The organism is Cobetia sp. D5 (genome assembly GCF_035666195.1).
Lineage (GTDB): Bacteria > Pseudomonadota > Gammaproteobacteria > Pseudomonadales > Halomonadaceae > Cobetia > Cobetia amphilecti.
The window spans coordinates 3827833-3842087 of record NZ_CP142020.1; the positions used below are offsets into that span (position 1 = coordinate 3827833).

Genomic DNA, 14255 nt, shown 5'->3' on the forward strand with positions numbered 1-14255 from the left:
CGACACAGATCGTGTCGACATGGATCGTGTCGAAATGGACAGGGCGATCTCAGGCGATGAGGCCATCCAGGTAACGCTCGGCATCCAGCGCCGCCATGCAGCCGGTACCGGCAGAGGTGATCGCCTGACGGTAGACGTGGTCCATCACATCGCCACAGGCATAGACGCCGGGGATGCTGGTCTGGGTGGCATTGCCTTCCAGGCCAGACTGGACCTTGAGATAGCCGCCCTGCATGTCGAGCTGGCCTTCGAACAGGCTGGTATTCGGACGGTGGCCGATGGCGATGAACACGCCCATCGAGCTCAATTCCTTGGTGGCACCGCTCTCGACATGACGCAGACGCACGCCGGTGACACCGGAGTTGTCGCCCAGCACTTCGTCAAGAGTGTGGTGCCATTCGACCGCCATGTTGCCGTTCTCGACCTTGTCGAACAGCTTGTCCTGCAGGATCTTCTCGGCGCGCAGGCTGTCGCGGCGATGCACCAGCGTGACCTTGGAGGCGATGTTGGACAGGTACAGCGCTTCCTCGACAGCGGTGTTGCCACCACCGACCACCACGACTTCCTGATTGCGATAGAAGAAGCCATCGCAGGTCGCACAGGCCGAGACGCCCTGGCCCATGAACTGCTGCTCACTCGGCAGGCCCAGATACTGCGCGCTGGCGCCGGTGGCGATGATCAGGGCGTCACAGCTGTAGCTGCCGTTGTCACCCTTGAGCAGGAACGGACGCTCGCCGAGGGTCACTTCGTTGATGTGGTCGAACAGGACTTCGGTCTCGAAGCGCTCGGCGTGACGGCGCATGCGCTCCATCAGCTCCGGTCCCTGCACGCCAGCATCGTCGCCGGGCCAGTTGTCGACGTCAGTAGTGGTGGTCAGCTGACCCCCCATCTGCATGCCGGTGATCAGGAGCGGCTTGAGATTGGCACGTGCAGCGTAGACGGCAGCGGTGTAACCCGCCGGGCCGGAACCGAGAATGATCAGACGTTCGTGACGGACATTGCTCATGGATGACCTCAGTGACAGATGAAGGCGGAGGATTTCACCAGCAGCAATGGCGGCTGCTGGCGATCAATGTACTGAACGATACCGACAGCGCTGCAGACGGCGCATGCGATCGGCATGGTTCAGGACACGGCGTGATGATCCGGGCCGGCTGGCGCCCGCGCAGGCTTCCCGCTGGAAGCACTTGTAATCGCTAGCTGACTGGCTCGCCGGGCTGGTTGAGGCGAACAAGGACTGCGCAGAGTAGCGCAGACGCCGCCAGCTTTCAGCACCGGACTCAGACCGGCATCGCAGAAGCTTATGCTCAAGCACGCCCCCGCAGGATGGCATTGCCCAGATGCGCGGAAGCCGCCGCCAGGGGCGACGGCTTCCGGTTCGCCTACCTCTCGAGACACTCATTACCGAAGGTTCGAAAGGCAGTCGCGGGATCAGTCAGCGCGAGCGCGTGAGCTGATCTCGTCCAGGCAGCGACTTACAGGCTGCTGGAGTGGCCTGCCAGGTACTTGGCAACACCTTCAGCGGTGTCCTTCATACCTTCCTGACCTTCTTCCCAGCCTGCCGGGCAGACTTCGCCGTTGGTCTGGTGGAACTGCAGAGCCTTGACCATGCGGACCATCTCGTCGACGTTACGACCCAGCGGCAGGTTGTTGACGACCTGGTGCTGAACGACACCGTCTTCGTCGATCAGGAAGGAAGCGCGCAGAGCGACGCCAGCTTCCGGATGCTCGATGCCGTATGCCTGGGTGACTTCATGCTTGACGTCAGCCACGATCGGGAAGCCGACTTCACCGATGCCGCCAGCGTCCGGAGAGGTCTTGCGCCATGCGTGGTGAGTGAACTGGGAATCGATGGACACACCGATGACTTCGACGCCGAGTTCCTTGAACTTCGCCAGACGGTTGTCGTGGGCGATGATTTCAGACGGGCAAACGAAGGTGAAGTCCAGCGGCCAGAAGAACAGCACGCGCAGCTTGCCGTTGGAATCAGACAGCTTGTAGTTGTCGACGATGGTACCGTCGCCCAGCACTGCTGCGGCTTCGAAATCCGGGGCCTGACGTCCGACCAATACGCTCATGGTGATCTCCTGAGGAATAATGATGATAAAGGCAGCGGGCCGCCTTTGTGATGAATCGCCACACAGACTAATCGCCACGTGTGGCAGATGCCAAATGTTTGCTGCAATCACCACCATAGAGATTGCCTATGGCAGCTCGATGACGCCAACAGCGGGTGTCGGGATCATAAGTGACCTTGGCTGCAGAATACAGCATCTGCCGCGCCCTGCTCCTGCAAGCCTGTCACTTTGCGCCACTGACGCCTGCCGGCGCCAGCGTGCAGCGCAGGTGAGATGCCGTCACAGCACGTCGTCATCCTGGCCGATATCCAGACCTTCGAGCTCACCACTGACCGGGTCGACCTGCTGGCGCACCTGGATCGGCTGACAGCAACGCTCGCAGTCGATGATGTTGGTCAGACTGCCCTCGTCCAGATCCAGGAACACCGTGAAGGGCGTGTCGCAGTAGGGGCAGTTGATTTCCGCCTCATGCAGCGCCTCATTGACCACTCCTTCCTGCTTGTCTTCCAGCAACTCATGGCCCGGCCATTCATCGGACTGGCCCGAGGAATGCTCCGCCAGCCACTGCTCGACCGCCGCATCCAGAACCTCATCATCTTCCGGCAGCTCGCCGGATTCGCTCGGCCTGCGCCCTTGTTCGTTCATGACAGCCTCCGTTGTGCCTGATGGTGAACGCGACGGACGTTGCGAGTGGCACCGTCTGGGGTGCCACCGTCTTGGATGTCACCGTTTCGGATACCCCTGTCCCGGATACCTTAGAGGCCGCATTCACGCCGCGCGAGAGTCGTGGCGGCAATCTCTATGGCAGCGAACGCGACGCAGGGTTCCTTGCTTCACACTATCCTCGATGACGGTGCGCGCTTGAATTCCTGTCACATGATGACCATAGCCTTATATAGGCAACCATCCGCGACCTGGCAGTCGCTCTCGCGACGCGTCGCATCCGGCCGAGGCACCTGACGCGCCTGTTGGATGACACTTCAGCAGTCTGGCCGGTGAAGACAACGACAAGGAGGAGAATCATGGGTTCCCAGCGCTCTCAGTCACTGGATTCGCTTGACACCCTCTCCGAGCTGGAAGTCGGAGACAAGCGCTATCACTACTACTCGCTCAAGAAGGCGGCCGACACGCTTGGCGACCTGACGCGACTGCCCTTCACGCTCAAGGTGCTGCTGGAGAATCAGCTGCGCTTCGAGGACGGTGAAACCGCGACCAAGGAAGACATCAAGGCGCTGGCCGACTGGCAGAAGACCGCCTCCAGCACCCACGAGATCGGCTATCGTCCGGCGCGCGTGCTGATGCAGGATTTCACCGGTGTGCCCGGTGTGGTCGACCTGGCCTCCATGCGTGACGCCGTCAAGAAGCTCGGCGCCGACCCCGAGAAGGTCAATCCGCTGACTCCAGTGGACCTGGTCATCGACCACTCGGTGATGGTGGACCACTACGGCGATCCGAGCGCCTTCAAGGACAACGTGCGCATCGAGATGGAGCGTAACCGCGAGCGTTACGAGTTCCTGCGCTGGGGCCAGCAGGCCTTCGACAACTTCTCCGTCGTCCCGCCGGGCACCGGTATCTGTCACCAGGTGAACCTGGAATATCTGGGCCGCGCCGTCTTCACCCGCGAGGAAGATGGCAAGACCTTCGCCTACCCCGACACCCTGGTCGGCACCGACTCCCACACCACCATGATCAATGGCCTCGGCGTGCTGGGCTGGGGTGTCGGCGGTATCGAGGCAGAAGCCGCGATGCTCGGCCAGCCGGTCTCGATGCTGATTCCGGAAGTGGTCGGCTTCAAGCTGACCGGCAAGCTCAACGAAGGCATCACCGCGACTGACCTGGTACTGACCGTCACCCAGATGCTGAGAAGCCGTGGCGTGGTCGGCAAGTTTGTCGAGTTCTACGGTGATGGCCTGGATGACCTGCCGCTGGCCGACCGCGCGACCATCGCCAACATGGCGCCGGAGTATGGTGCTACCTGTGGCTTCTTCCCGCTGGATGACGAGACGCTCAACTACATGCGTCTGTCCGGTCGCTCCGATGAGCAGGTCGCGCTGGTCGAGGCCTATGCCAAGGAGCAGGGCCTGTGGCGCGAGCCGGGCCACGAGCCGGTCTTCTCCGATACGCTCGAGCTGGACATGACCGAGGTCGTCGCCTCCCTCGCCGGCCCCAAACGCCCGCAGGACCGCGTCGCCCTCACCGACATCAAGCAGACCTTCGAGAAGATCCTCGGCGATCAGCTGGGCGAAGTGCCGGACATCGAGGACGGCAAGTGGCTGTCCGAAGGTGGCCAGACCGCCGTCGATGTCGAGCAGAGCTACGACAAGCAGAGCGAGGTGAAGAACGGCGATTACAGCGAGCTGAATGGCGAGACCTTCCGCCTCGATCACGGTGATGTCGTCATCGCCGCCATCACCTCCTGCACCAACACCTCCAACCCCAGCGTGATGCTGGCGGCAGGCCTGGTGGCGCGCAAGGCACGCGAGAAAGGCCTGAGCAGCAAGCCATGGGTCAAGACCTCACTGGCGCCGGGCTCCAAGGTCGTCACCGACTACCTGGCGACTGCCGGCGTGCAGGATGACCTCAACGAGCTGGGCTTCAACCTGGTCGGCTATGGCTGCACCACCTGTATCGGCAACTCCGGCCCGCTGCCGGAACCGGTCGAGGACGCCATCAATACGCGTGACCTGACGGTCGCCTCGGTACTGTCGGGCAACCGCAACTTCGAGGGTCGCGTGCATCCCAACGTGCGTACCAACTGGCTGGCGTCGCCGCCCCTGGTGGTCGCCTATGCCCTCGCCGGCACCGTGCGGGTCGATCTTTCCAAGGAGCCGCTGGGCAAGGACACCGACGGCAATGACGTCTTCCTCAAGGACATCTGGCCGAGTCAGGCCGAGATCGCCGAGGCCGTCGAGCAGGTGCGTACCGAGATGTATCGCAAGGAGTACGCCGAGGTCTTCGACGGTGACGAGACCTGGCAGGCCATCGACGTGCCGCAAGCCGAAGTGTATGAGTGGAAGGATTCCACCTACATCCAGCATCCGCCGTTCTTCGAAGGCATGCAACGCGAGCCGGAAGCCGTTCAGGATGTCGAGAATGCCCGCGTGCTGGCGATGCTCGGCGACTCGGTGACCACCGACCACATCTCTCCGGCCGGTGCCATCAAGCCGGACAGCCCGGCGGGTCGCTACCTCAAGAAGAACGGGGTCGAGGTCAAGGACTTCAACTCCTACGGCTCGCGTCGCGGCAACCACGAAGTGATGATGCGCGGCACCTTCGCCAACGTGCGTATCCGCAACGAGATGCTCGATGGCGTCGAGGGCGGCGAGACCCGCCACGTGCCGTCCGGCGAGCAGATGGCCATCTACGATGCCGCCATGAAGTATGCCGAGGAAGGCACGCCACTGGTGGTGGTCGCCGGCAAGGAGTACGGCACTGGCTCCTCGCGTGACTGGGCCGCCAAGGGCACCCTGCTGCTGGGCGTACGCGCGGTGATCGCCGAGTCCTACGAGCGTATCCACCGCTCCAACCTGATCGGCATGGGCGTGGTGCCCCTGCAGTTCCCGCAAGGCGAGAGCCGCCAGTCGCTGGGGCTGACCGGTGATGAGGAAATCAGCATCAGCGGCCTGAATGACCTGACGGCCGGCGGCAAGGTCCAGGTCACCTTCAAGAGCGACAAGGGTGAGCAGAAGATCGAGGCGCTGTGCCGCATCGATACCGACAACGAGCTGGAGTACTACCGTCACGGCGGCATCCTCCACTACGTGCTGCGCGGCATGCTGTAACCCGCCAGCCGCTCACCGCAGCGCTGACTGCAACACAAAAGCCCCCGCAGGCATGGCCTGCGGGGGCTTCTTCATTTACGCACTCTGTTTCATGCAACCTGTTTCATGCAATCTGCTTCATGCGCTCACTGAAGGCGCAGGCGCGATCAGAACGCCTTGCGACGGTAGGCGCGGTAACGCGGCTGCCAGAAGTTCTTCTCGATATTGGCCTGGATGATCTCGTCGCTGGAGGTCAGCGCCACGCCATCGGTCTGGGCCTGACGCGCCACGTCGAAGGCGATCTGACGGCTGATGTCCTGGATGTCGCCCAGTGACGGCAGCAGCGCGCCCTCGCCCTTCAGGACGATGGGGGCGTTGTTGGCCAGCGCATTGGCGGCGGCCATCAGCATGTTGTCGGTGATGCGCGAGGCGTTGGACGCCAGCACACCCAGACCGATGCCCGGGAAGATGTAGGCGTTGTTGCACTGGGCGATCGCGTGGGTGTGGCCGTTGTGCTCGACCGGTGCGAACGGGCTGCCGGTGGCGACCAGCGCCTTGCCGTCGGTCCACTCGATGACTTCCGCCGGCGTCGCCTCGACGCGTGAGGTCGGGTTGGACAGCGGCATCACCAGCGGGCTCTCACAACCGGCCTGCACGGCACGGATCACGTCTTCGCTGAACAGGCCACGCTGGCCGGACACACCGATCAGCACGCTCGGCTTGGCAGCCCTGACCACATCCAGCAGACCGCGGTCACCGAAGTCGGCCACGCTGTCGATATCGTGGGCCAGACGGCTCTGGAAGTCGTAGAGACCTTCCATGTCGCTGGTCAGCAGACCGAAGCGATCGACCATGAAGACGCGCTTGCGGGCCTCGGCTTCCTCCATGCCTTCCTTGACCATCGCCACCACGATCATCTCGGCGATACCGCAGCCGGCGCTACCGGCACCCAGGAAGGTGACGCGCTGGTCGGAGAGCTTCTCGCCCTTGGCCTTGCAGGCCGCCATCAGGGTCGCGACCACCACGGAGGCGGTGCCCTGGATGTCGTCATTGAAGCAGCAGACTTCATCGCGGTAACGCTCGAGCAGCGGCATGGCGTTGGCCTGCGCGAAGTCCTCGAACTGGATCATGGCCTTCGGCCAGCGACGCTTCACGGCAGTGATGAACTCGGCCACGAAGGCGTTGTAGTCATCACCGGTGACGCGCTCGTGACGCCAGCCCATGTAGCGCGGGTCGTCGAGCAGTTTCTGGTTGTTGGTGCCCAGATCCAGCGAGATTGGCAGGGTGTAGGCCGGGCTGATGCCGCCACAGGCGGTGTACAGCGACAGCTTGCCGATGGGGATGCCCATGCCGCCGATGCCCTGATCGCCCAGCCCCAGGATACGCTCGCCATCGGTGACGACGATGACCTTGACGTTGTCCTTGGTCGCGGAACGCAGGATGTCATCCATGTGCTCGCGGTCCGGGTAGGAGATGAACAGGCCGCGGTGGTTGCGGTAGATGTTGGAGAACTCCTCGCACGCCTGACCGACGGTCGGGGTGTAGATGATCGGCATCATCTCCTCGAGGTGTTCCTCGATCACGCGGAAGAACAGGGTCTCGTTGTCGTCCTGCACCGAGCGCAACAGGATGTGCTTGTCGAGGTCGGTGGCGCACTGCTGATACTGGCTGTAGACGCGCGCGACCTGCTCTTCGATGCTCTCGACATTCTGCGGCAGCAAGCCCATCAGATTGAAGCTGACACGCTCCTCGAGGCTGAAGGCGCTGCCCTTGTTGAGCAGCGGCATCTCGAGCAGGCTCGGGCCGGCGTAAGGAACGTACAGGGCGCGCTTGGAAGTATCCGTCATGGCGAGACTCTTGAATCAGTGGGGACGACCTCACGCTCGGCAAGCTTCCCGGCATGCCGGCAGACAAGCGCAGCATGCCCGCTGAAGCACCGCAGAAGACCTGCTGGCAACCGGGCGTCCGAGGGACCTTTCGACGTGCAGTTTCCACGTGCGAACAAGGCATGATGATAGCACGCGCAGTGCTATCTCCGGCAGCCTGTGCAAGGTCGGCGTGCGTTGCGCAGACAAGGGTACTGCATGACGAGAAACGCCCCGCTCCCCCCTGACGGGGAAGGAGCGAGGCGTTCGCGGTCACGTGCGGGGTATGGCTCAGGCCAGATCGGCACGCGATGCCGGCTTGCGCGGCGCAAGGGCGAAGAAGGGACGCAGCTTCACGCCCAGCATGTTGCCGGCGAAGGCCATCACCAGCCACAGCCAGCCATGCAGGCTGCCGGAGGAGATGCCGCCGAAGTAGGCGCCGATGTTGCAGCCGAAGGCCAGGCGCGCGCCGTAGCCCAGCAGCAGGCCACCCAGCACGGCAGCCACCAGCGAGCGCAGCGGGATGTTCCACTTCGGTGCGAACTTGCCGGCCAGCAGCGCTGCCGCCAGCGCCCCCACCACGATGCCGATGTTCATCACCGTGGTGATGTCCGTGTAGAGCGGCGCCGCCAGTGCCTTGGCGTTGCCTGCCGCCTGCCAGTAACCCCAGTCACTGACATCGAAGCCCAGCGTGGTGTAGACCTTGGTGCCCCACAGCGCGAAGGCCGAGGTGATACCCCACGGACGCCCGGCCAGCGCCAGGGTGGCGAAGTTGAGCAGCGCCAGCGCCACGGCGCCCGCCAGCAGCGGCCAGGGGCCGCGCAGGAAACGTGACAGGCCGCGCGGCTGGCTGTCGGTCACGGCGGCCTTCTCGAGCTCACCGTGACGACGTTTCTCCAGCGTGCGCGTCACCAGCACTATGATGGCGAACAGCGCCAGGCTGACGATGATGCCGCCCAGCGCGCCGAAGCTGTCCACCAGCGAGACGGCGGGCAGTGACGGCAGGCTCTGCCACCAGCTGAAGTGCGCGGTGCCGATCACTGAGCCGACGCAAAAGAAGATCAGGGTGATCACCATGCGCGCATTGCCGCCGCCGACGGTGAACAGCGTGCCCGAGGCGCAACCGCCGCCCAGCTGCATGCCGAGGCCGAACAGGAAGGCGCCGACCACGACGGAGGTGCCCAGCGGCGAGACGAAGCCGGAGACGTCCTGCCCCCACAGACTGCCTGCTGCCAGTACCGGGAAGAACAGCACCACGGCAATCGCCAGCATCAGCATCTGCGCGCGCAGGCCGCGGCCACGACGCTCGGTGATGAACACTCGCCAGGCGGAGGTGAAGCCGAAGGCCGCGTGGTAGAGCACCACGCCCAGCGCGCCGCCGATCAGCAACAGCAGACCCTGGCGCCAGCCGGCGACCAGGCCCAGCAGCACTGAAGCAATGACCAGCAGCCCACCCGCCCAGACGGCGCGAGGGTTGATGGTGCTAGATGGCTGGGCAGGCTCACTGGCCTTGCCCGGCATCGCGTGTTGACTCATGTCGTACCCCCTTGTGTATTCAGCATGCTTGAAGCATTTATGCGGCAAGCCTAACGCGTCGCTTTATAGCTGTGAATGAATTTCCAGCACGCTTTTCATTCCCCGCAGATATATGCCTGACATCACGCCCTGGGTGCCATCAGCCCGCCAGCCCCGATGACGCCACCCTCTGAAACGATGGCGCCAGTAACAGAAACCCCCGCCATCCGGGAAGATGACGGGGGCCGATCGAGCAGCGTGGACGGGCGACCTAGATGAAGTTGCCCAGACCGACGGCGCGACGCAGGCGCTCCATCATCGGTGCGGCCTCTTCGCGGGCACGCTCGGCGCCACGCTTGAGGATCGCCTCGACATGCGCCGGGTCTTCCATCAGCTCGACGTAACGCTCGCGCGGCGCCTTGAGGTGATCATTCAGGTATTCGAACAGCTGGTTCTTGGCGTCGCCCCAGCCGATGCCGGCCGCGTACTGCTCACGCATGGTGGCGACTTCCGCCTCGGTGGCAAAGGCCGAATAGATCTGGAACAGCGAACAGGTATCCGGGTCCTTCGGCTCGCCCGGCTCCAGCGAGTTGGTCTTGATCTTGCGCACGCTCTTGAGCAGCTGCTTCTCGGTGCCGAACAGCGGGATGGTGTTGTTGTAGCTCTTGGACATCTTGCGCCCGTCGAGGCCCAGCAGCAGCTGGGATTTCTCGTCGGTCACCGCCTCGGGCATGGCGAAGTAGTTGCCCTTGAAGAGGTGGTTGAAGCGCCCGGCCATGTCGCGCGCCATCTCGATATGCTGAATCTGGTCACGCCCCACCGGCACCTTGTGCGCATTGAACATCAGGATGTCCGCCGCCATCAGCACCGGATAGCTGAACAGCCCCATGCTGATGCCGCGATCGAGATCCTCGATGCCGCTCTCTTCGTTCTCGGCCACGGCGCCCTTGTAGGCATGCGCGCGGTTCATCAAGCCCTTGGCGCACACGCAGTTGAGCAGCCACATCAACTCCGGGATTTCCGGCACGTCCGACTGGCGATAGAAGATGGCGTTGTCGGTGTCCAGACCCAGTGCCAGCCAGGTGGCAGCGATCTCACGACGCGACTCCTGCACGCGCTTCGGGTCCTGACACTTGATCAGGGCGTGGAAGTCGGCGAGGAAGTAGAAGGACTGGACCGTCGGGTCCTGACTGGCTTCGATGGCAGGCTTGATGGCGCCGACATAGTTGCCGAGATGAGGGGTGCCGGTGGTCGTGATGCCGGTAAGAACGCGGGTCTTGGTCATGGATGCACTTCTTGGGCGTCTGGGTCGGGAGGTCGTGCCGCGGGGCTGCACTCGCTCACAATGGATCACGACAGGTCGCGGCAGCGCCGCTCGAAGTCCTCGAACGCAGCCACCATGACCTGTCGCTATATGTCCCACATCTTACCCTGAGGCGTGCAGCCTTCGTAAGGGCCGGCGCGCCCGGCTCACTCCTTCGCCAGTGCCTCGGCGAGTGCAGTGACCGGCATGTCGAAGGCCTCGCCGACTTCCGGCAGGATCAATTGCCCCGCGTGCACATTGAGGCCCGCGGCAAAGTGGCTGTCCCGGCTCAGCACCTCACGATAGCCGCCATTGGCGAGGCGCACGATATACGGCAGCGTCGCGCTGGTCAGCGCCTGGGTCGAGGTACGTGCCACCGCGCCGGGCATGTTGGCCACGCAGTAATGCACGATGCCATCCACCACGTAGGTCGGCTCGGCGTGAGTGGTCGCCTGACTGGTCTCGAAGCAACCGCCCTGATCGATGGCGACATCCACCAGCACGGCGCCCGGCGTCATCTTGCGCAGATGCTCGCGGCGAATCAGCTTGGGAGCCGCCGCGCCGGGCACCAGCACGGCACCGATGATCAACGCCGATTGCCGCACCGCTTCTTCCAGCGCCTCGGAGGTCGAATAGACGGTACGAATCTGGCCCTGATAGCGATGATCCAGCGTCTCGAGGCGCGCCAGTGAGGTATCGAGAATCACCACCTCGGCGCCCAGCCCCAGCGCCATGCGTGCCGCGTTCTCCCCCACTACGCCACCACCGATCACCGTGACCCGCGCCGGCGGCACGCCGGGCACGCCGGGCAACAGCACGCCCATGCCGCCCTGCGCCTTCTCCAGCGCGTGCGCGCCGGCCTGGATCGCCATGCGCCCGGCGACGCGACTCATGGGCGCCAGCAGCGGCAGCCCCCCGTCGGCATCCGTGATGGTCTCGTAGGCGATGGCCGTCACGCCGCTCTCCAGCAGGCTCTCGGTCAGCTCACGAGCGGCGGCCAGATGCAGATAGGTGAACAGGGTCTGGCCGCTAGTGAGCCGCGCGACCTCGGCCGGCTGCGGTTCCTTGACCTTGAGAATCAGCTCGGCGTCGCGAAAGACCCGCTCGACGTCCGACTCGAGACGCGCGCCCACGCCCTGATATTGCGCATCGGGGTAGCCACTGCCCTCCCCGGCACCAGACTCGACGATCACCTCATGGCCCTGGGCGATCAGCTCGCGCACACCGGCAGGCGTGAGGGCGACGCGATACTCGTGGTTCTTGATTTCCTTCGGCACGGCAATCTGCATGGTGAACTCCTTGCACTGCTGGCGGAATGCACTGACGTCATCACGACGCCTGCTACAAGCACAGCAGACTCGTCAGCGTCTCGCCAATCAGATACCAGCAAGATTCACCAAAACACGCCAATGATGCAGTGGAATGCGAGGAATCATCGCTGACTGGCAGTTTCCTCACTCACCAGCGCCGCCGAATAGCATTCACGATAGGCGCCGGGCATGCGTCGGGCCCGTCCACTCGAGAGCTCGATGCAGACAAAGCGCGTGCGCGCCTCCAGCAGCGTCTGGCCATCCGAGCACCGGCGCAACTGGAAGCGACGCGTCAGACTCAGGCGACCATCGCAATCCACCAGCCAGGTCGCCAGCATCAGTGAATCGCCAAGTCGCGCACTGGCCAGATAGTCGATCTCGTGACGGTGGACCGCCATGCCGCGGTCCTGCTCACGGTAGTGCGCCAGGCCAAGCCCCAACGCTTCGGAGTGTGCCCAGCTGATGTCCTCCAGCCAGCGCACATACTCGGCATTGTTGACGTGACCATAACCATCCAGCGCCTTCTTCTTCACGCTGATCGGCAACAGGAACGGCCGTGGCAACGCCCAACCGGGGGAGTCTTGCGTCAACGGCGGTGCGTCGCTCGCCTTCGGGGTGCCTTTGCTCATGCCACGAACTCCGGGTCCTCATCGCGCGGGCGCGCCTGTGGTGCGGGCTGCTGCGGCGCGCTTGCCCCACACGCCCAGCACTCGCTGAAGCTGCCCTCGAGATGTTCGCCACAGGCACACTGCCAAGCCGGCAGGGCCGGCGCGGCCTCGATGCTCGCCAGCAGGCGGCGGGCACGTGGAAGGTCATGCTCTGCCACCCACAGCTGGGGCTCGCAGTCGAGCACGGGCAACTCACCCGCGGCAGAACCGAGCAGGCGATTGCGCAGCTCACAGGGGATGCCCTCGCTTTCCAGCAGGTTGCGCCAGTGATCGAGCAGCACGAGATTGTGATGAGATGTCAGTCGTCTATACATGCCGTCAGACTATCAGAGTCCATGAGCCATGGACGATTAGCCAAAAGCGGGCCGCAGTCGATAGACAAGCCATAGCCGACACTCAAGCCACAGACGACTCACAAGCCACAGACGACAACGCCGCCCCGAAGGGCGGCGTTGTCGTCGATGCCGGATGGCACAGCCGTCAGTCCTGATAGCCGTGAGTCCTGATATCCGTCAGGCGTCATCAGTCGCGATAGACGCGCACACCGAGGGCCTTGAGGTAGGACGTCTCGGGGATGGACGGGTGCACCGGGTGGTCACTGGCCTGATGGCCCTGGAAGATGACCTGACCGTGGCGGTCCTGGTGACGCACAGCGCCACGCACCACGTCCATCAGGCGCTCCGGCGCCAGATGCATGGAGCAGGAGCCGGACATCAGCAGGCCGTCACGGCCCAGCAGGCGCATGGCTTCACGGTTGAGGCGTGCATAGGCGCGCTCGCCGTTGGTGATGTCCTTGCGCTTGCGGATGAAGGCGGGCGGATCCGCGATGATGACGTCGAACTGCTCGCCTTCCGCACGCAGGGCCGAGAGGGCCTCGAAGACATCCGATTCCGCGATGGAGACGCGATCCTCGACACCGTTGAGCACGGCGTTGTCAGAGACACGCTCGAGTGCCGCACCGGAGGCATCGACACACAGCACTTCGCTGGCGCCATGTGCCGCCGCCTGCACGCCCCAGCCACCGACGTAGCTGAACAGATCCAGCACGCGCTTGCCTTCGACCTGACGGTTCAACCAGGCACGATTGGCGCGGTGATCGTAGAACCAGCCGGTCTTCTGGCCGTTGAGCACTGGCGCCGTGAACTGGACGCCATTCTCTTCCAGCAGCACGTTTTCCGGCAGCTCGCCGTAGACGACTTCGACATTGCGCTCGAGCTGTTCCTGGCGGCGACCGCTGGAATCATTCTTGAACACGATGGCTGTCGGCTTGACGACCTTGAGCAGCGCATCGACGATCACTTCCGCCAGACGCTCCATGCCGAAGGTGTTGAGCTGACAGACCAGCACGTCGCCGAAGCGATCGACGATCAGGCCCGGCAGCAGGTCGCCTTCGCCGTGGACCAGACGATAGAACGGCTTGTCATAGAGGCTCTCGCGCAGTGACAGCGCCTGATTGAAGCGGTGCACCAGCAGCGAGCGATCCAGACGCTGTTCCGGGTTGCGCGACACGATGCGCGCGCAGATCAGCGAGTTCGGGTTGACGTAGGCAACACCCATCGCACGACCATTGCTGGCCTCGATGATGGCCTGGGCGCCCGGCTCGAAGTTCTTGAGCGGCGTCGCGACGGTATCGACTTCATTGGAGTACAGCCACAGATGGCCGGCCTTGAGGCGGCGATCAGCATTCTTCTTCAGGCGCAGACGTTCAGTCACGGGAAATATCCAGAAAGCAGAGGAAGGGACAGGACGACGACA

11 protein-coding genes are annotated in these 14255 nt (G+C 63.8%); 1 reads left to right on the forward strand and 10 read right to left on the reverse strand.

Features of this window, described 5'->3' with window-relative positions; all coding sequences use genetic code 11:
• Positions 1–49 precede the first annotated feature (49 nt).
• The 3 genes from trxB to U0O11_RS15840 all read right to left on the reverse strand — a co-directional run bounded on the left by trxB (position 50) and on the right by U0O11_RS15840 (position 2723).
• On the reverse strand, positions 50–1006 hold the full coding sequence (trxB, locus tag U0O11_RS15830) for a thioredoxin-disulfide reductase (protein ID WP_043333042.1): 957 nt from the start codon (positions 1004–1006) through the stop codon (positions 50–52).
• Between the two features lie 469 nt (positions 1007–1475).
• The gene (locus tag U0O11_RS15835) at positions 1476–2078 is read right to left on the reverse strand and encodes a peroxiredoxin (RefSeq protein WP_043333044.1); all 603 of its coding nucleotides are present in this window, start codon (positions 2076–2078) and stop codon (positions 1476–1478) included.
• Between the two features lie 279 nt (positions 2079–2357).
• Positions 2358–2723, reverse strand: a complete 366-nt coding sequence (locus tag U0O11_RS15840) for a CPXCG motif-containing cysteine-rich protein (protein WP_153636610.1) — start codon at positions 2721–2723, stop codon at positions 2358–2360.
• A gap of 377 nt (positions 2724–3100) precedes the next feature.
• Between U0O11_RS15840 and acnA the strand changes: the two genes are divergently transcribed.
• A complete protein-coding gene (gene acnA, locus U0O11_RS15845; protein ID WP_215823533.1) occupies positions 3101–5860 on the forward strand; it encodes an aconitate hydratase AcnA in 2760 nt (919 codons plus the stop codon).
• A gap of 146 nt (positions 5861–6006) precedes the next feature.
• On the opposite strand, the gene U0O11_RS15850 is transcribed toward acnA, so the two are convergent.
• From U0O11_RS15850 to U0O11_RS15880, 7 genes are all read right to left on the reverse strand, one after another.
• The gene (locus U0O11_RS15850; RefSeq protein ID WP_324690696.1) at positions 6007–7686 is read right to left on the reverse strand and encodes an NAD-dependent malic enzyme; all 1680 of its coding nucleotides are present in this window, start codon (positions 7684–7686) and stop codon (positions 6007–6009) included.
• Positions 7687–7995: 309 nt separating this feature from the next.
• A complete protein-coding gene (locus U0O11_RS15855; RefSeq protein ID WP_249330402.1) occupies positions 7996–9240 on the reverse strand; it encodes a YeeE/YedE family protein in 1245 nt (414 codons plus the stop codon).
• A 250-nt stretch (positions 9241–9490) separates the two neighbouring features.
• Positions 9491–10504 (reverse strand): tryptophan--tRNA ligase, encoded by a 1014-nt coding sequence (locus U0O11_RS15860; protein WP_279835861.1) that lies wholly within the window; start codon positions 10502–10504, stop codon positions 9491–9493.
• 185 nt (positions 10505–10689) lie between these two features.
• Complete coding sequence (ald, locus tag U0O11_RS15865) at positions 10690–11811, reverse strand: alanine dehydrogenase (protein WP_279835860.1); 1122 nt, start codon at positions 11809–11811, stop codon at positions 10690–10692.
• Positions 11812–11954: 143 nt separating this feature from the next.
• Positions 11955–12461 carry an acyl-CoA thioesterase gene (locus tag U0O11_RS15870; RefSeq protein ID WP_216060563.1) on the reverse strand — a complete coding sequence of 169 codons (507 nt, stop codon included), beginning with the start codon at positions 12459–12461 and terminating at the stop codon, positions 11955–11957.
• Entirely contained in the window at positions 12458–12814 is a 357-nt protein-coding gene (locus U0O11_RS15875; RefSeq protein WP_279835858.1) for a putative signal transducing protein, read from the reverse strand. The genes U0O11_RS15870 and U0O11_RS15875 overlap by 4 nt, the downstream gene beginning before the upstream one ends.
• Positions 12815–13022: 208 nt before the next feature.
• Complete coding sequence (locus U0O11_RS15880; RefSeq protein ID WP_279835856.1) at positions 13023–14213, reverse strand: class I SAM-dependent rRNA methyltransferase; 1191 nt, start codon at positions 14211–14213, stop codon at positions 13023–13025.
• Between the last annotated feature and the right edge of the window lie 42 nt (positions 14214–14255).